The following is a 16,691-nucleotide window of genomic DNA, read 5'->3' as shown; positions in this document are numbered from 1 at the left end:
GGCTGGGGCGATGTTGTCACCATGAGAGGAACCCCGCAGCTCACGCGCCGGTGCGCGCGTGCCCGACGGGGAGGAGACGGTCCATGCCCCGCGGGCCGACGAGGAGGTTCCGCCCGGCATGCAACCGCCCCTGGACGCCGAGCAGCCCGCCGCTGCCCGGCGTCCGTCGCCCCGGCCGCGGCCCTCGCCGCGCCCCCGGCCGACGCCGTATCCGCGGGCGAGCAGCGAGGCCCTCGAGCCGGCCGTCCTGGCGGCGGAGATCGCACCGCCGCAGATCGCCCCGCCGCAGACCGCCCCGCCGGACATCGCTGCCGAGCCACCCGCAGAGCTGCCGGCCGACGTCGCGGCCCCACCGCCGCCGGCCGACGGGCCGGACGTGTGGGACTGGGTGCGGCGCACCCAGGAGGGCGACGCCGAGGCCTTCGGGTTGCTCTACGACCACTACGTGACGCTGGTCTTCCGGTACGTCCACAACCGGGTCGGCGACCGGGCGACGGCCGAGGACGTCACCAGCGAGACCTTCGTGCGCGCACTGCGGCGCATCGACTCGCTGAGCTTCCAGGGCCGCGACGTCGGCGCCTGGCTGGTGACGATCGCCCGCAACATCGTGCTCGACCACGTGAAGAGCAGCCGCTACCGGCTCGAGGTGGCGACGGCGGACATGCGCGACGCCGACCGGGCCACCGACGGCCCCGAGGACGCCGTCGTCGCCCATCTGACCAACCGCGAGCTGCTGGCCTGCGTCCAGCAGCTGGGCAGCGAGCAGCAGGAGTGCATCGTGCTGCGGTTCATCCACGGCCTGTCGGTGGCGGAGACCGCCGAGATCATGGGCAAGAAGGACGGCGCGATCAAGGCGCTCCAGCACCGCGCCGTGCGCCGGCTGGCCGGCCTCCTGCCCGACGGGTTGCGGTGACCACGATTCACATGTATAGCGCCGTATCCTCCCCGCATCCGACCTCGTTGAGGTGTGTGCGAGGCAGTGCGCCGATCCCCGGCCCCCTCGCGCGGACGACCGGAGGAACCCCGTGAACAGGCACGAGAGCGACGCGGCAGCGGCCCGTCGCGCCGCCGGCACGGGCGAGGACCCGGCCGCGGGGGTCGTCGCGATGCTGCAGGAGCTCGCGCCGCAGCTGGAGGTCGACCCGGACCCGGCGTTCCGCGCGGCCACCCGGCAGCGGCTGGTCGCGATGGCCGCCGTCCGCACCCCCGAGCCGGCCCGGCCCTCCCTCACCCGCCGGCTGCTGGCCGCGCGCGCCTCCGACGCCCCCGCGCGCTGGCGCACCCGGGCCACCGCCGGCCTGGCCGGCGCGGCGCTGACGGTGACCTCCCTCGCGACGCTGGTCGCGCTGTCCACCGGCGCCCGCCCCGGCGACGTCCTCTACGGCCTCAAGCGCGGCACCGAGCAGACCCAGCTGGCGCTGGCCGGCGACTCCCGCGGCCAGGTGCTGCTGGACCTCGCCCGCACCCGGCTCGACGAGCTCCGCGCGCTCGGCGGCGACGCCGGGCGGGCCGAGGCCACCCTGGCGACGATGGACCAGCAGACCCGGGAGGGTGCCGCCTGGCTCGCCGCGCGCGCCCTCGGCACGTCCGACGCCGCGCCCCTGGACGACCTGTCCGGCTGGGCCGTCGAGCAGTCCGCGCAGCTGGGCGCCGTGCGCACCGGGCTGCCGGCCCCCGCCGCCGACGACGTCGACGGCTCGCTGGCGCTGCTCGGGGAGATCAGCGCGCGGGCGGACGGCCTCCGGCTGGTCCTCGCCTGCCCGGCCGGTCCGGCTCCCACCGCGACCGACGGGCTCGGTCCCGTGCCGAACGGGTGCCTGCCCGAGACGCCGGCCCCCAAGGAGCCGGGCACCGGCGGGTCGCCGTCCGCGCCGTCGGCCGGCTCCGGCGTCGTGACCGCGCCGGCCCCGTCGAGCCCCGCGCAGCAGCCGGCGGTGCCCGCGGGCCCCGGCGGCGCGCAGCCCGCACATACAACCGCCCCGCAGCCGCCGGGGTCGTCGTCCTCGCCGGTGCCGAGCACCGCACCGGTCCCGGGCCCGGACGTGCCCGGTCTGCTGCCGCTGCCCGCGCCGCCGCCGGCGACGTCCGCACCGTCGCCGTTGGTCGACGTGCCGCTGCCGCTGCCGTGCCTGGACCTGCCGGTGCTGCTCCGCGTGGGCCGCTGCTGACGCTCCGGATCGGCCGATCGGCGCGGGAACGCTAGGGTCGTCCCCATCGGAGACCCGCCTCCCCGGGCGGGTCGGATCCAGGGAGGACGCCCGTGCCGCGACTGCCTTTCCGCAGCCGCAAGGACCTCCTCGTGGTGCCCGCCGACGCGAGCCCGGACGACACCCGGGCGCACGTGGCCGGTGCCGCGTCCGCCGCGGCCGCGGACGTCGAGCCGCCGGCCGCCGTCGAGCCGGACCCCACCGCGGCGGCGTTCTTCGACGTCGACAACACGATGATGATGGGCGCCTCGCTCTTCTGGTTCGCCCGTGGGCTGGCCGCCCGCAAGTACTTCACGACCCGCGACATGCTCGGCTTCGTCTGGCAGCAGGCCAAGTTCCGCATCGGCGGCAACGAGGGCAACCCGGACGACATCCTGACCATCCGGGAGAACGCGCTGGCGTTCGTCGCGGGCCGCCCGGTCTCGGAGATCGTGCAGGCCAGCGAGGAGATCTACGACGAGCTCATGGCCGACCGGATCTGGGCCGGCACGCGGGCGCTCGCGCAGCAGCACCTCGACAACGGCCAGCGCGTCTGGCTGGTCACCGCGACCCCGGTCGAGCTGGCCTCGATCATCGCGCACCGGCTCGGCCTGACCGGCGCGCTCGGGACGGTCGCCGAGGTCGTGGACGGGCAGTACACCGGCCGGCTCGTGGGCGAGCTGATGCACGGGCCGGCGAAGGCCGAGGCGGTGCTGGCGCTGGCCGAGCGCGAGGGCCTGGACCTCACCCGCTGCACGGCCTACAGCGACTCGGCCAACGACCTGCCGATGCTCTCGCTGGTGGGCACCGCCGTCGCGGTCAACCCCGACACCGAGCTGCGTGCCGTCGCCAGGACCCGCGGCTGGACGATCCGCGACTTCCGCACCGGCCGGAAGGCGGCGAAGATCGGCGTCCCCACCGTCGCGGCGGCCGCGCTCTCCGGCGGCCTGGTCGGCGGCGCCGTCGCCCTGCGGAGGCGCAACAAGCTCCCCTGGTGAGCGCACCCGCGCCGACGTGGCGCGCAGATGCCGCATTCGGCGCGTCTGGATGACGCATCGGCGCGCCCGGTTGACCGCCGTCCACAGATCCTGCGCGCGCCGGCCACCGGCCCCGGTCCTCCGCGAGGCTGGACGGCGTGGTCTGCGACGCAGCAGCGCTGGTGGGCGCGGCCGGGTGGACCACCCGGGACGCGCTGCTCGACGCGGTCAGCCGCAGCACCCTCGAGCGCTGGGTGACGGCGGGGCGGCTCGTCCGGCTCGCACCGGCGGTGTTCGCGCTGCCGTCGTCCGCGCGGGACTGGCGGGTCCGCGCCGCCGCTGCGCTGCATGGGCGGGACGCCGTCGCCAGCCACGTCACCGCACTGGCGCTGTGGGGCCTGGTCGAGCACCCGCCCGGTCCCGTGCACCTCACCGTGACGCGCGGCTCGAGCAACCGGGGCCCGGCCGGCGTCGTGGTCCACCGCGCGCCGGGGCGGCTCGAGAGCATGCGAGCCGGTGGCCTCGACGTCGTCCCGCCCGCCCGGGCCGTCGTTGCGAGCTGGGCGTCGACCCCGGACCGCCCCGTCGTGCGGGCCGCCGCGATCGAGGCGGTGCGCCGCCGGCTGTGCCGCCCTCCGCGGAGCTCCGGCGCGAGCTGGCCCGGCAGCCCCGCCTGCCCGGCCGCGCCGAGCTGGGGCGCCTGGTCGACCTGCTCGCCGACGGATGCCGCAGCGAGCTGGAGATCTGGGGGTGCCTGCACGTCCTGCGCGGCCCGGGCATGCCCGTCTTCGAGCAGCAGCGGCGGCTGGTCGTGGCCGGGACGACGGTCCTGCTCGACGCCGCCGTCGAGGAGTCCATGCTGGCGGTCGAACTGGACGGCGCCGCCTGGCACGGCTCGCAGCAGCAGCGGGAGGCCGACCTCCGGCGGGACGCACTGGTCGCGACCGCCGGGTGGCAGACACTGCGCTTCAGCTACCGGCGGCTGACGGGGTCGCCCGAGGCCTGCCGTCGCGAGATCCTCGCCGTCCACACCGCCCGCAGGCGGCTGCTGGCCGCCGACGAGGCGCACTGATGCGCCATCCGGACGGTCGGGATGACGCACTTGCGCGCCAGGTCGACCCCGCGGGATCAGCCGAAGACGCCCTTGCGCTGCATGAGCAGGCGGTACAGCGACTGCTGGATGGTCTCGCGCACCTGGTCGGTCAGGTTGAACACCAGCATCGGGTCCTCGGCGGCGTCGGGGCCGTAGGACGCGGTCTCGATCGGCTCGCCGAACGCGATCAGCCACTTCGACGGCAGCGGGACGGCGCCCAGCGGGCCGAGCAGCGGGAACGTCGGCGTGATCGGGAAGTAGGGCAGCCCCAGCAGGCGGGCGGCGACCCGGGCGTTGCCGAGCATCGGGTAGATCTCCTCGGCGCCCACGATCGCGCACGGGATGATCGGCACCCCGGTGCGCAATGCGGCACTGACGAAACCGCCCCGGCCGAACCGCTGCAGCGTGTACCGCTCGGAGAACGGCTTGCCGATCCCCTTGAAGCCCTCCGGGAAGACGCCGACCAGCTCGCCCTCGGTCAGCAGCCGCTCGGCGTCCTCGTTGCAGGCCAGCGTCGTGCCGAGCTTGCGCGACAGCGAGCCGAAGAACGGCAGCTCGAACACCAGGTCCGCGCCCAGCAGCCGCAGCCGGCGCCGTGCGGGGTGCTCGTCGTGCAACGCGACCGTCGTCATGAGCGCGTCGACGGGGATGGTGCCGGAGTGGTTGGCGACGACGAGCGCCCCGCCGGTGTCCGGCACGTTCTCCAGGCCGAGCGTGTCGACGCGGAACCACTTCTCGAAGAACGGCCGCAGGATCGGCAGCAGCACGTGGTCGGTGAGGTCCGGGTCGAAGCCGAACTCGTCGGTCTCGTACTCGCCGGTGACGCGGCGGCGCAGGAAGTCCAGCCCGCCGGCCAGCTGGTCCTCCCAGCTCGGGGACGCGGCAGGCGGCACGAACGGCTCGTCGTCGTCCGGCCGCAGCGGGATCACCCGGGCCTCAGGCATCCTGCACCGCCCGCAGGCCGGGTGCGGGCGGAGCGGGGCGCAGCCGCTCCCCGACCGCAGCGGCGGTGTCGCCCACCCGGCCGAGCGCGGCGCGCAGCCGCGAGGACGTCGACTCGACCAGGCCCGGGGAGACCACCGGCGGCACCGTCGTCGCGTAGTCGGCCAGCGCCTCGGTCGTCGAGTAGCGCGGGGTGAAGCCGAAGTCGGTGCGCAGCACCGTGGTGTCGACGACGCGGCCGAAGTTGAGGAAGCGCATCTGCTCGGGCGAGTAGTCGACGAACCCGAAGCGGCGCGAGATCCGGCCCACCGAGCCCAGCGCGGGCGTCGGGATCGGCACCTCGACGCGGCCCAGCCGGCGGATCGCCTGGGAGAGCAGCAGCGTGCCCTCGCCGCCGACGTTCACGGTGCCGACGAAGTCGCCGGTGGTCGCGCGGGTGAGGACCGACAGCGCATCGTCCTCGTGCAGCAGCTGGACGCGCGCGTCGTAGCCCAGCGCCGTCGGGACGACGGGCATGCGCAGGAAGCCGGTCAGCAGCGAGTCGATCCGCGGCCCGATGAAGTTGGTGAACCGGAGCACGGCGATGTCGACGTCGGGCCGGCGCCGCCCGAAGGAGCGGACGTAGCCCTCGATGTCGACGCTGTCCTTGGCGAAGCCGCCCGAGGGCACCTGGCGGGCGTGCATCTTCTCGGTGAAGACGGCGGGATCGCGCGAGGAGGCGCCGTAGACGGCGCTCGTCGACTTGAGCACGAACCGCTGCACCGAGGGTGCGGCCTGGCACGCGGCGAGCAGCTGCATCGTGCCGATGACGTTGAGTTCCTTCATCGGCGTGCGCCCGCCGCTCCCGGCCGGGGTCGAGCTGATGTTCATGTGCACGACGGTGTCGACCGACGCCGCCGCGATGACCTTGCCGATCAGCGGGTTGCGGATGTCGGCCCGCACGAACTCGGTGCGCCCGAGCCGCCGCAGCACGGCCGGCGAGGGTGGCACGGTGTCCACCCCGATGACCCGCTCGATGGTGGGGTCGGCCGCGAGCTCGGCCGCCAGCGCTCCACCCAGCCACCGGCTCACACCGGTGACGAGGACGACCGCGGGCGGCACGAGCGTCAGCTCACTTCTTGTTGCGTCGCTGGACGCGCGTCTTCTTCAGCAGCTTGCGGTGCTTCTTCTTGGCCATCCGCTTGCGCCGCTTCTTGATGACAGAACCCACGTGGTGCTCCCGACTTCGTCGCAGATGATCAGCTCGTTCGCGACTCCGGGGCCGTACCCCGGTGTCGCCCGGCGACCGAGCGTACCGGCCGGATCCCCGACGGCGCTGTCGGGGAGGCCGGGATCTCGCGGAGCGGTGTCGTGCCGAGTGGGCCCCGGAGGGGTCCGCGCAGGCGCGACGGTGCGGCTCAGCCGTCCCGGGGGACGGCTCGTGGCCGCGGTCGTCGTCCGGAGGACGACAGTGTCATCGCTCAGGCGATGTCGGTGTAGGCGTCGCGCAGGTAGTCCTGCACGGCGCGCTCCGGGACGCGGAAGGAGCGGCCGACGCGCACGGCGGAGAGGTCGCCGGCGTGGACGAGGCGGTACACGGTCATCTTGGAGACGCGCATCATCGCGGCGACCTCGGCGACGGTCAGGAACGTGACGGCGGCGCGGGGGGCCGGGACGCTCGGGCGACCGAGGGGCATGGCGGCCGGGTGGGCGGCGGGCACGGGGCGGGCGACGGCCGAGGCCTGCATCGGACGGCCCATCGGACGCTGACCGGGGACACCCGGACGGACGACGGTGGCGGCGTGGCGCTGGGGCATGGTCATTGTTCGTCTCCGGTACCTGGTCCACGTCGTGGCGCCGGCTTCCCCACCGGCAACTGAACACGCATGAACTGACACCGAGCGTAAGGGGCGTGCGTGACTGGAGCGATGGATGAATCGAACAGACGGACCGATCCGTCCTGGGCAGATGTGCACCTATGTCGCCGGATCGACAAGTAGCTCGGCGCGTCACGCGACCGTGTGACGACGACACGACGCAGAGTGCTCGATTTGTCGACACCGACACGTTAATGTGCTCGGCCGCTCGCTCGGAGTGAGTACGACGAGGCGACAGGCGGAACACCGGTCACCGTCGTCCCGGCCCGGTCACCGGACCCGCACGCCTCAGCCGCGCGGGGCGCCCAGCTCCACCGAGCGGGCGTGCGCCGCCGCCACCGCCGCCGCCATGGCCGCCCGCACGTCGTGCCGGTCGAACTGCTCGATCGCGGCGACCGTCGTCCCGTTCGGGCTGCTGACCGCGGCGCGCAGGGCGACCGCGTCCTGGCCCGAGTCGCGCAGCATCACCGACGCGCCCAGCGCCGTCTGCACGACGAGGTCGGTCGCCAGCTCGCGCGGCACGCCCAGGGCCACACCGGCGTCGACCATGGCCTCGACCAGGTAGTAGAAGTAGGCCGGCCCGCTGCCGGAGAGCGCGGTGACCGCGTCCTGCTGCGCCTCCGGGACCCGCCGCACCTGGCCGACCGCGGACAGCAGCCCCTCCGCCTCGTCCAAGTGGGCGTCGGTCGCGTGCGCGCCCGCGGAGAGCACGCTCATGCCCTCCTCGACCAGCGCGGGGGTGTTCGGCATGACCCGCACGACCGGCACACCGGGGGCCAGCGCCGCCTCGATCCGGGCCGTGGTCACACCGGCGGCGACCGACACGACGAGGTGGTCGGCATCCACGTGCCCGGCCAGCAGCCCGAGCGGGACCTCGATGTCCTGCGGCTTGACCGCGAGCAGCAGCACCCGCGCGCGGTCGGCCGCCCCGGCCAGGTCGACGACGTCGACGCCGTAGCGCCCGGCCAGCTCGGCCGCCCGGTTCTCGTCGCGCTCGCAGACGACGACGTCGGCGGGGCCGCTGCGCCGGACCAGCCCCGCGAGCAGCGCCTCCCCCATCCGCCCGCCGCCGATGACGGCCAGGCCGCGCCGTGCGGGGGCGCTCACCGCAGGCCCCCGGCGGTGGCGGCGAGGCCGGCGACGGCGCCGCGGCCCGAGGGCACGGCGATCCGCAGGGCGGCGCCGGAGGCGGCGATCCGCTGCTGCTCGGCCGGTCGGATCCTCCAGGGCATGACGTGCTCCCAAGTGTCGTAGGTGCGGCCGTGCCAGGCCGCCCGTTCCCCGGCCACGGCGATCAACCGGGGGTCGCTCGTGGCGACGGCGGGTGCGCCGTCGCCGGCCATCAGGACGTCGAGGCAGCGCACGAAGGCCCGGCGTGCGGCCGCCCCCCGCCCCGCTCGCAGGCGGACCCGCCCCCCGGCGAGCGCGCGGCACCGCCCCACGGCGTCCGCCTCCCCGCTGCTGACGACGGCCCGCGCGGCGGGCAGCTCGACGAGCAGGGCGTCGACGCGCGCGCTGGAGCCCTCGAGCGCCACGCCGAGCCCGGCCCGGGCGGCGTCGGCGGCCAGCGCCGGCACCTCGGTCAGCCGGTCGACCGGGAGGGTGACCTCGCAGTCCCCGACCGCGGCCGCCCGTGCGCCGGCGACGAGCGCGCCCAGCTCCCCGGCGACGTCGTCCGCCGCACCCGGGCGGTGCTCCAGCGCGACCGCGCGACCCTCGGCCGCCAGGCCGGTGGCCACCCGGAGCGCGTCGCCGACCCCGGGGCCGGCGACCAGCCGGCCGGTCAGCAGGCGGCCGAGCACCGGCGCCTCGACCGGTCGCGGCACGGCGCGGCGCGTGGTCAGGGACACGGTCGAACCGTAGTGCGCGGGGGTGTGTGACGTCGGGGCCCCGGGTAGCGGCGGCTGCATGGCAGGAGAACTGGACGGGATGAGGGTGGCGGTCCTGGCGACCGACGGCGTCGAGCAGGTCGAGCTCGACCGGCCGTGGCAGGCGCTGGAGGAGGCCGGTGCGCAGCCGGAGCTGGTCTCGCTGGAGGCGGGCACGATCACCGCCTACGAGCACATCGACAAGGGCGACACCAAGAAGGTGGACATCACCGTGGCCGACGCCGATCCCGACGGCTACGCGGCCCTGGTGCTCCCGGGTGGGGTCATCAACGGCGACTTCGTCCGCGCCGACGCCGACGCGGTGGCCTTCGTGAAGGCGTTCTTCGACGCGGGCAAGCCGGTCGCGGCGATCTGCCACGCGCCGTGGGTGCTCGCGGAGGCCGATGTCGTCCGCGGCCGGCGGATGACCTCCTGGCCCTCGCTGCAGACCGACCTGCGCAACGCGGGCGCGACCTGGGTGGACGAGGAGGTCGTCGTCGACGGCAACCTGATCACCAGCCGCAACCCCGACGACCTGGACGCCTTCGGCGCGGCCATCGTCGAGGAGTTCGCTGCCGCCGGGGACGATGCGGAGGACGACGCGGAGGCCGACGCCACCGCCTGAGCGGGCACGCCGGCGGTCTCGCCGCGCGCGCTCAGCGCGCGGCGAGCAGCTGGGCCGCGGGGACGATCGTGAGCAACGTGCCCGCGAGCACGAGCAGCGCCAGCAGTCGCGGCCCCACCGGTTCCTCGCCCTGCCGCTGCCGCCACAGGCCGACGCCCGCGACCAGGGCGGTCACCGCGATCGGCACGAGCAGCAGCGCGACGTAGGGGGCCATCTCCCACAGCAGCGTGGCGGCGAAGAAGACGCCGACGCCGGCGGCGAGGGCGATGACGAGCTCGCCGGCGAACCGCAGCCAGGCCAGCGGGCCGGCCTCCCCGGGCAGGTCGTCGACGTCGCCGGTGCGCACGGCCGGGATCGGCCCGGTCGAGGTGTGCTCCTCGCGCCCGGTGGCGCGCTGGCCGGGGCGGAGCCCGCGGACGCCGGTGCGCCCGGTGTCGCGGGCGCCGTCACGGGTGCTGTCGCGCTCGACCGCGCGGCCGGAGACCCGGCCCGTGTCCCGGCCGGTCACCCGGCCCGTGTCCCGGTCGGAGCTGCGCTCGGCGACGCGGTCGCCGCGCAGGGCGCCCAGCGGGATGTCGGGCAGCGGGGCCGACGGGTGCGGAACGGCCGGCGAGCGGTCGGCGCGCAAGCCCTGGATGGCGGCGGTCGAGGGGCCGGCCACCGCGCGCCGGTCCTCGGAGGGGCGGACGGGCGGGAAGCCGGCGCCCGCCCCGGAGCGCGACGGGCTGGGCTGGAGCGCACCGGCGCGTGCGGAGCCGGCCCGGGCGGAGGAGGCGGGAGCACCTGTCGCGGTCGTGTCGGCGTCGCTGCGCCGACGACCCAGGCTCGGGCGCTCCGCCGCCGGCTCGGCGTCCGGACGGCGCTGGCGGACGACGGGCGGCTCGTCGGGTTCGTCCCAGCGGCGCCGGCGGGCGGCGCGGGAGGTGTCGATGCCCGCCTCGCGGAGGATCTCCGCGAGCGGCCGACCCCCCGTGTCGGGGTTCCAGTCCGTTCCGGCCATCACGCCCCTTCCAACGCGTCCAGCCTGCGCAGGATGACTCCCTCACGCAGCGCCCACGGGCAGATACGGACGAACGGTACGTCCAGGAGGCGCAGAGCGGCGGCAGCGACAGTCGCTCCCGCGGGAACCTGGTGCGCGCGGTTCGCCGACACGCCGGGCAGCTCCGCCAGCGCGCCGGACTCGATCCGCGACACGAAGCCCAGCACCTGGTCCAGCCCGGTCCGCGAGAGCTCCCGCGGCGCCCGGATGCCGGCCGCCGAGGGTGCGGCCCCGCTGAGCCGGGCCAGCGTGCGGAAGGTCTTGCTGGTCGCCACCACGAGGTCGGGCGGGCCGGCCTCCTGCAGCGTCGCCACCGCCGGCTCGAGCAGCGCGGTGGCGTGCGCGTCGAGGGCGGCGAGCGCGGCGAGGTCGGGTCGGTCGCCGGCCAGCGCATCGGGGAGGAACCGCCGGGTCATCCGCGCGGCGCCCAGGGGCAGGGAGAGCGCGACCTCGGGCAGCTCGTCGATGCCGACGGCCATCTCCAGCGAGCCGCCGCCGATGTCCAGCACGAGCAGCTGCCCCGCGCTCCAGCCGAACCAGCGGCGCACCGCCAGGAAGGTCAGCCGGGCCTCGTCCTCGCCGGTCAGCACCTGCAGCTCGACGCCGGTCTCCCGGCGGATCCGGTCGAGCACCTCCTCGCCGTTGCGCGCCTCGCGGATGGCCGAGGTGGCCAGCGCCATGAAGTCGTCGCAGCCCTGCTTCTGCGCCTGCTCGCAGGCCTCCTCGACCGACCGGAGCAGCGCCTCCTCACCCGCCCGCGAGAGGACGTCGTCCGGGCCGACGTGCTCGGCGAGCCGCACCGGCCAGCGGTCGTCGTGCATCGGCGTCGGGTGCGCGCCGCTGTGCGCGTCGACGACGAGCAGGTGGACGGTGTTGGAACCGACGTCGAGCACACCCAGCCGCATCCGCCCAGTCTGCCGGGGATGCCCGTCCTAGGCTGAACGGGTGCCGGACGACCCTCCCCCCGAGGTGGACCTCGACTTCGCCCGGGAGTGGGTGGAGTTCGCCGACCCGGCCGATTCCGGCCACGTGGTGCGCGCCGACCTCACCTGGCTGACCTCCGCCTGGACCTGCGTGTTCGGCCGCGGGTGCGCCGGGGTGGTCGAGGGCCGGCCGGACGACGGCTGCTGCAGCCACGGGGCGTTCTTCACCGACGAGGACGACCTCGCGCGGGTCACCGCCGCCGTCGCCGACCTGGCCGACGAGGACTGGCAGCTGGCCCCCGTGGGCCGCGGCGCCTGGACCGAGGTGGACACCGCCGAGGAACCGGAGGCATCCGGTGGGGCGGACGACGCCGAGGACGGCGTCCGCTCGCTGCGCACCCGCGTCGTCGACGGCGCCTGCGTCTTCCTCAACCGCCCAGGCTTCCCGGGCGGCGGCGGCTGCGCGCTGCACCGGATGGCGCAGCGCGAGGGCCTGCACCCGCTGACCACCAAGCCCGACGTCTGCTGGCAGCTGCCGGTGCGCCGCGAGCAGGAGCACGTCGACCGGCCGGACGGCACCCGCGTGCTGGTGGACTCCATCGGCGAGTTCGACCGCCGCGGCTGGGGTCCGGGCGGGCGGGACCTGCACTGGTGGTGCACCGGCGCCCCCGCGGCGCACGTCTCCCCCGAGCCGCTGGTCGAGACCTACGCCGCCGAGCTCACCGCGCTGCTGGGCGCGCCCGCGTACGCGGAGCTACGCCGGCTGGCCGAGCGGCGCCTCGACCAGGGGGCTGATCGCCCCCCACCCCGCCTCTCCCGTGCCCGTCGAGCTGCACCGGCGCCGCCCCACCTGACCGGAAGGTCTGCCGGTAGGCGCGCGGCGAGACCCCGCGGCGGCGGGCGAACTGCTCGCGCAGCCCCGCCGCGGTGCCGAAGCCCACGAGCCGGGCGATCTCCTCGACCGGGGCGTCGGTCCCCTCCAGCAGCGTCTCGGCCGCCGAGAGCCGCTGCCCCAGCAACCAGGCGTGCGGCGTCGTCCCGGTCGTCGCCTTGAACCGGCGGGCGAACGTGCGCGGGCTCATCAACGCCCGCCGCGCCAGGATCTCCACGCTCAGGTCCTCGGCCAGGTGCGCGCCCGCCCACTCCAGGACGACGCCGAGCAGGTCGTCCTCGCACCGGGCCACCGGGGCGTCGATGAACTGCGCCTGCCCGCCGTCCCGGTGCGGGGGCACGACCATCTCGCGGGCCAGGGCGTTCGAGGCGGCCGCGCCCCACTCGCGGCGCACGAGGTGCAGCAGGGTGTCCACCCCGGCGGCGGTCCCGGCGCCGGTGAGGATCGTGCCGTTGTCCACGTAGAGCACGCCGGGGTCGACGTCGAGGTCGGGGAAGCGGGCGGCCAGCTCGCCGGCCCAGCGCCAGTGCGTGGTCACCCGCAGCCCCTCGAGCAGTCCCGCGGCGGCCAGGACGAAGACGCCGGTGCAGTGGCTGATGATCATCGCGCCGCGGGCGTGCGCCGCGCGGAGCGCGTCGAGCAGCGCCTCCGACGGCACGTGGTCGAACAGCTCCCACGCGGTGATCAGCACGATGTCGGACCGATCCAGCCGCGACAGGTCGTGCTCGACCAGGACGCCGAGCCCGGTGTCGGTGCGCAGGATGCCCGGCGCCTCGGCGACCACCGCGAAGTCGAAGCGGGGCAGCCCCAGGTGGCGGCGGTCGTAGCCGAACACCTCGTGGCAGACGCCGAGGCCGAAGCTGCCGATCAGCCCGTCGGCGAGGACGGTGCTGACGACGAGAGGGCGGTCGGGCAGCGGCATGCGCGGCATCATGGCAGAAGACCTGCGGCGGCGGTCAGTCCTGCCACTCGTCGGGGACGGGCGTCCGCAGCAGGCTGCTCGCATGTTGATGATCACCTGCACCGTCACCGGGAACCGCGAGTTCGTCGGCCTCGACGCCGTCCGTTCGGTGACCAACCACCCCGACCACATCGCCGTCGCCGTCACCTGCCCCGCGTGCGGCGGGGAGCACGTGCACCGCACCGGCCGCCGGCTCGACGAGGCCCGCCGGGCCGCCCGTCTCGAGGCCGCCGTCCGCCGTGCGGCGGAGCTCGCCCCGGCCTAGAGTCGAACACATGAGCGAATCGCAGCAGCAGTCCGACCCGACCGCCGAGAAGGACCCGTCGACCTGGGTGACCGGCGACGAGCCCGCCACCGGGGCCCAGAAGAGCTACCTGGAGACCCTCTCCCGGAGCACCGACGAGGACGTCGAGACCGAGAACCTCACCAAGGCCGAAGGCCTCGGAGAAGATCGACGAGCTGAAGAACTGAGACCCGCCGGTCGGCGCGGTCAGGCCTCGAACTTGTAGCCCAGGCCGCGCACGGTCAGCAGGTGCTCGGGGTTGGCCGGGTCCGGCTCGAGCTTCGCCCGCAGGCGCTTGACGTGGACGTCGAGGGTCTTGGTGTCGCCCACGTAGTCCGCCCCCCACACCCGGTCGATCAGCGTGCCGCGGGTCAGCACCCGGCCGGCGTTGCGCAGCAGCAGCTCGAGCAGGTCGAACTCCTTGAGCGGGAGGGCGACCGGTGCGCCGTCGAGGGTGACGACGTGCCGCTCGACGTCCATCCGCACCGGTCCCGCCTCGAGCACCGAGTCCGCGGCGGCCACCTCACCGGGCTCCCCGCGGCGGCGGAGCACGGCGCGGATGCGGGCGACCAGCTCGCGGGCGGAGTAGGGCTTGGTGACGTAGTCGTCGGCGCCCAGCTCCAGGCCGACGACCTTGTCGATCTCACCGTCCTTGGCCGTGAGCATGATGATCGGCACCGTGCTGCGGGTGCGCAGCTGGCGGCAGACCTCGGTGCCGGGCAGGCCCGGCAGCATGAGGTCCAGCAGCACGATGTCGGCGCCGCCGCGGTCGAACTCGGCGAGCGCGTCCGGGCCGGTCGCGGCGACGACGGCGTCGAACCCCTCCCGGCGCAGCATGTAGGACAGCGCGTCGGAGAACGACTCCTCGTCCTCGACGACGAGCACGCGGGTCATGCGGTCCCCTTTCCGGGGTCGGCGGCGACGGTCCCGCCGCGCGGGAGGGTGGTGTCGCCGCCGGGGAGGGTGGCCTCGCCGCCGGCGGGGGTGGGCGCGGCGGCGAGCGGGATGCGGAGCGTGAACGTCGAGCCCAGCCCCTCCTCGCTCCACACGGTGACCGAGCCGCCGTGGTTGCTCGCGACGTGCTTGACGATGGCCAGCCCCAGCCCGGTGCCGCCGGTGCCGCTCGCCCGGGACTGGTCGACCCGGTAGAACCGCTCGAACACCCGCTGCCGGTCCTGGCGCGGGATGCCGATGCCGCTGTCGGTCACCGCGATCTCGGCGAAGCCGGACCGGGCGCGGGCGGCCACGGCGATGCGCGACTCCCCCGTGCTGTAGGCGACGGCGTTGGCCAGCAGGTTGGTGACCGCGGTGACCAGCTGGCTCTCCACACCGCGGACCACCAGGCCCGGCTGCCCACCGACGGCGACGTCGAGCCGCTTGGCCCGGGCCGCGGTGCGGGTGCGGTCCACCGCCTCGGCCAGCACCCGGTCGACCGGCACCGGCGCGAGGTCGGGCAGCGGGTCACCGCCCTGCAGCCGGGAGAGGTCGATGAGCTCGCGGACCAGCCGGCCCAGCCGGTCGGCCTCGATCGCGATCCGGGCGGCGAAGCGCTGGACGGCCTCGGGGTCGTCGGCCGCGCCCTCGATCGCCTCGGCGAGCAGCGAGAGCGCGCCGACCGGCGTCTTCAGCTCGTGGCCGACGTTGGCGACGAAGTCGCGGCGCACCGCCTCGGTGCGGCGGGCCTCCGTGACGTCGGCCAGGACCAGCGCCACCGGCCCCGGCGTCGGCGGGGCGCCGCTGTCCAGCCGCACGCCGTGCACGCCCATCATCCGCGGGCCGGTTCCGGCCAGGTTGCCCGGCAGCCGGACGTCGGTGCGCCGCGCGCCACCGCCGCGGACGGCGTGCGCCAGGTCCAGCAGCTCGGGGACCAGCAGCCGGGAGCCGCGCACGATGCCGAGCGCCCGCGCGGCCGGGTTGGCCAGCAGCACCGCGTCGTCGGCGTCGACGACCAGCACCGCCGGGTCCATGAGGTCCAGCAGCCGGCGCGCCATGGCGGCCTCGGGCAGGGCCCCCGCCTGCGCATCGCGACCCGGACCGGCCGCGGCGCGCCGGGTGACGAGCACGGGGACGAGGACCACGGCCCCACCCAGGGCCAGGCCCACCACGAGAGCGACCAGCGGACTCACGATGCCGATGCTAGGTGCGCCGGAGCACCGTCCCGCCCCGAACACCTGATCGGGCGGCCGGCGCGAGGGAGTGTTCACGCGGGCGTGGGCCCACGTTCACCTGCCGGCGACCGAACGCCCCCGGGACCGGCCTAACGTCGCTCCCGACCGGTGCGGCGAGGTGCCGCGCCACCCAGGAGGACGACGTGCGCGACAGCTACCACGAGGAACTCGACGACATCCGCGGGTGCCTCGTCGAGATGGCGAACACGGTGGGCTCGCAGATGAGCACCGCCACCACCGCGCTGCTCGACGCCGACGTCGCGCTCGCCGACCTCGTCATCGCCGGCGACGCGCACATCGACGACACCCGCGAGAGCATCGACCAGCGTTGCTTCACCCTGCTGGCCCGCCAGCAGCCGGTCGCCACCGACCTGCGCACGATCGTCGTCGCCACCCGGATCGCCAGCGACCTCGAGCGCATGGGCGACCTCGCCGAGCACATCGCCAAGGTGGCGCGGATGCGGTTCCCCGACCACGCCGTCCCGCAGGAGGTGCGCCCGGCGTTCCTCGAGGCCGGGCACGTCGCGGAGATGCTGGTCGCCAAGGCCGGCACCGTCATCGCCACCCGCAACGTGGACAAGGCCCGGGAGCTCGAGACCGACGACGACGCCATGGACCGCATCCACCGCGGCCTGTTCCGCGAGCTGCTCGCCGACAGCTGGCCGCACGGCGTCGAGACGGCGATCGACGTGACGCTGCTCGGCCGCTATTACGAGCGCTTCGCCGACCACGCGGTCAGCGTCGCCCGCCGGGTCGTCTACCTGGTGACCGGCGAGCGGCATGTCCCACTGTCGCCCTCCGGGCTCTGACCGCGGCCAGGAGCCGTCCCGACCTGCGATGAGCCCAGCCCGCTCGCTCGTCGGGGACCCTCCGGGCCC

Annotated in this window: 19 protein-coding genes; 8 read left to right on the top strand and 11 right to left on the bottom strand. The window is 75.5% G+C overall.

The genetic code is table 11. The features are described 5' to 3' along the window. The first annotated feature begins 118 nt into the window (after positions 1–118). The 4 genes from JKP76_RS07045 (at position 119) to JKP76_RS20590 (ending at position 4,235) form a co-directional block, all read left to right on the top strand. Positions 119–913, top strand: a complete 795-nt coding sequence (locus JKP76_RS07045) for a sigma-70 family RNA polymerase sigma factor (RefSeq protein WP_200490118.1) — start codon at positions 119–121, stop codon at positions 911–913. 112 nt (positions 914–1,025) lie between these two features. Further along, entirely contained in the window at positions 1,026–2,168 is a 1,143-nt protein-coding gene (locus JKP76_RS07040; protein ID WP_200490117.1) for a DUF5667 domain-containing protein, read from the top strand. 92 nt (positions 2,169–2,260) lie between these two features. After that, positions 2,261–3,184: an HAD family phosphatase gene (locus tag JKP76_RS07035; RefSeq protein WP_200490116.1), complete on the top strand. Its 924-nt coding sequence runs from the start codon at positions 2,261–2,263 to the stop codon at positions 3,182–3,184. Positions 3,185–3,788: 604 nt separating this feature from the next. After that, positions 3,789–4,235 carry a DUF559 domain-containing protein gene (locus JKP76_RS20590; protein WP_309232875.1) on the top strand — a complete coding sequence of 149 codons (447 nt, stop codon included), beginning with the start codon at positions 3,789–3,791 and terminating at the stop codon, positions 4,233–4,235. A gap of 56 nt (positions 4,236–4,291) precedes the next feature. On the opposite strand, the gene JKP76_RS07025 is transcribed toward JKP76_RS20590, so the two are convergent. The 6 genes from JKP76_RS07025 to JKP76_RS07000 all read right to left on the bottom strand — a co-directional run bounded on the left by JKP76_RS07025 (position 4,292) and on the right by JKP76_RS07000 (position 8,904). Next, entirely contained in the window at positions 4,292–5,200 is a 909-nt protein-coding gene (locus tag JKP76_RS07025; protein ID WP_200490115.1) for a lysophospholipid acyltransferase family protein, read from the bottom strand. Beyond that, on the bottom strand, positions 5,193–6,299 hold the full coding sequence (locus JKP76_RS07020; RefSeq protein ID WP_200490114.1) for an NAD-dependent epimerase/dehydratase family protein: 1,107 nt from the start codon (positions 6,297–6,299) through the stop codon (positions 5,193–5,195). The genes JKP76_RS07025 and JKP76_RS07020 overlap by 8 nt, the downstream gene beginning before the upstream one ends. A gap of 10 nt (positions 6,300–6,309) precedes the next feature. Next, positions 6,310–6,408 (bottom strand): 30S ribosomal protein bS22, encoded by a 99-nt coding sequence (locus JKP76_RS07015; protein WP_012854759.1) that lies wholly within the window; start codon positions 6,406–6,408, stop codon positions 6,310–6,312. Between the two features lie 250 nt (positions 6,409–6,658). Then, the gene (locus JKP76_RS07010; RefSeq protein ID WP_091770394.1) at positions 6,659–6,874 is read right to left on the bottom strand and encodes a helix-turn-helix domain-containing protein; all 216 of its coding nucleotides are present in this window, start codon (positions 6,872–6,874) and stop codon (positions 6,659–6,661) included. A 468-nt stretch (positions 6,875–7,342) separates the two neighbouring features. Next, positions 7,343–8,161, bottom strand: coding sequence for a pyrroline-5-carboxylate reductase (gene proC, locus JKP76_RS07005; RefSeq protein WP_200490112.1), 819 nt, complete (start codon positions 8,159–8,161; stop codon positions 7,343–7,345). Next, positions 8,158–8,904 (bottom strand): hypothetical protein, encoded by a 747-nt coding sequence (locus JKP76_RS07000; RefSeq protein WP_200490111.1) that lies wholly within the window; start codon positions 8,902–8,904, stop codon positions 8,158–8,160. The genes proC and JKP76_RS07000 overlap by 4 nt, the downstream gene beginning before the upstream one ends. Before the next feature lie 79 nt (positions 8,905–8,983). Between JKP76_RS07000 and JKP76_RS06995 the strand changes: the two genes are divergently transcribed. Beyond that, entirely contained in the window at positions 8,984–9,547 is a 564-nt protein-coding gene (locus JKP76_RS06995) for a type 1 glutamine amidotransferase domain-containing protein (protein WP_242471214.1), read from the top strand. A 31-nt stretch (positions 9,548–9,578) separates the two neighbouring features. Here JKP76_RS06995 and JKP76_RS06990 read toward each other — a convergent pair whose 3' ends face one another. The 3 genes from JKP76_RS06990 to JKP76_RS06980 all read right to left on the bottom strand — a co-directional run bounded on the left by JKP76_RS06990 (position 9,579) and on the right by JKP76_RS06980 (position 13,323). Next, entirely contained in the window at positions 9,579–10,547 is a 969-nt protein-coding gene (locus JKP76_RS06990; RefSeq protein WP_200491314.1) for a hypothetical protein, read from the bottom strand. Further along, positions 10,547–11,491 (bottom strand): hypothetical protein, encoded by a 945-nt coding sequence (locus JKP76_RS06985; protein ID WP_200490109.1) that lies wholly within the window; start codon positions 11,489–11,491, stop codon positions 10,547–10,549. The genes JKP76_RS06990 and JKP76_RS06985 overlap by 1 nt, the downstream gene beginning before the upstream one ends. A gap of 737 nt (positions 11,492–12,228) precedes the next feature. Beyond that, entirely contained in the window at positions 12,229–13,323 is a 1,095-nt protein-coding gene (locus JKP76_RS06980) for a helix-turn-helix domain-containing protein (protein ID WP_242471213.1), read from the bottom strand. An 82-nt stretch (positions 13,324–13,405) separates the two neighbouring features. Between JKP76_RS06980 and JKP76_RS06975 the strand changes: the two genes are divergently transcribed. Both JKP76_RS06975 and JKP76_RS06970 read left to right on the top strand, forming a co-directional pair. Beyond that, on the top strand, positions 13,406–13,627 hold the full coding sequence (locus JKP76_RS06975; protein WP_200490108.1) for a hypothetical protein: 222 nt from the start codon (positions 13,406–13,408) through the stop codon (positions 13,625–13,627). Between the two features lie 10 nt (positions 13,628–13,637). Further along, on the top strand, positions 13,638–13,871 hold the full coding sequence (locus tag JKP76_RS06970) for a DUF3072 domain-containing protein (protein WP_200490107.1): 234 nt from the start codon (positions 13,638–13,640) through the stop codon (positions 13,869–13,871). Here JKP76_RS06970 and JKP76_RS06965 read toward each other — a convergent pair. Together JKP76_RS06965 and JKP76_RS06960 are read right to left on the bottom strand one after the other, a co-directional pair. After that, positions 13,853–14,539 carry a response regulator transcription factor gene (locus tag JKP76_RS06965; protein WP_200490106.1) on the bottom strand — a complete coding sequence of 229 codons (687 nt, stop codon included), beginning with the start codon at positions 14,537–14,539 and terminating at the stop codon, positions 13,853–13,855. The two genes, JKP76_RS06970 and JKP76_RS06965, sit on opposite strands and share 19 nt — an antisense overlap. Then, entirely contained in the window at positions 14,536–15,771 is a 1,236-nt protein-coding gene (locus tag JKP76_RS06960; RefSeq protein ID WP_200490105.1) for a cell wall metabolism sensor histidine kinase WalK, read from the bottom strand. The genes JKP76_RS06965 and JKP76_RS06960 overlap by 4 nt, the downstream gene beginning before the upstream one ends. Positions 15,772–15,956: 185 nt before the next feature. Here JKP76_RS06960 and phoU point away from each other — a divergent pair, with 185 nt between their 5' ends. Continuing rightward, positions 15,957–16,622, top strand: coding sequence for a phosphate signaling complex protein PhoU (gene phoU / locus JKP76_RS06955; protein WP_200490104.1), 666 nt, complete (start codon positions 15,957–15,959; stop codon positions 16,620–16,622). Positions 16,623–16,691: the final 69 nt, after the last annotated feature.

Origin of the sequence: Blastococcus sp. TML/C7B, from assembly GCF_016612845.1 — a bacterium.
In the GTDB taxonomy this organism is placed as follows: domain Bacteria; phylum Actinomycetota; class Actinomycetes; order Mycobacteriales; family Geodermatophilaceae; genus Blastococcus.
This window is presented reverse-complemented; position numbering and strand designations above follow the sequence as displayed.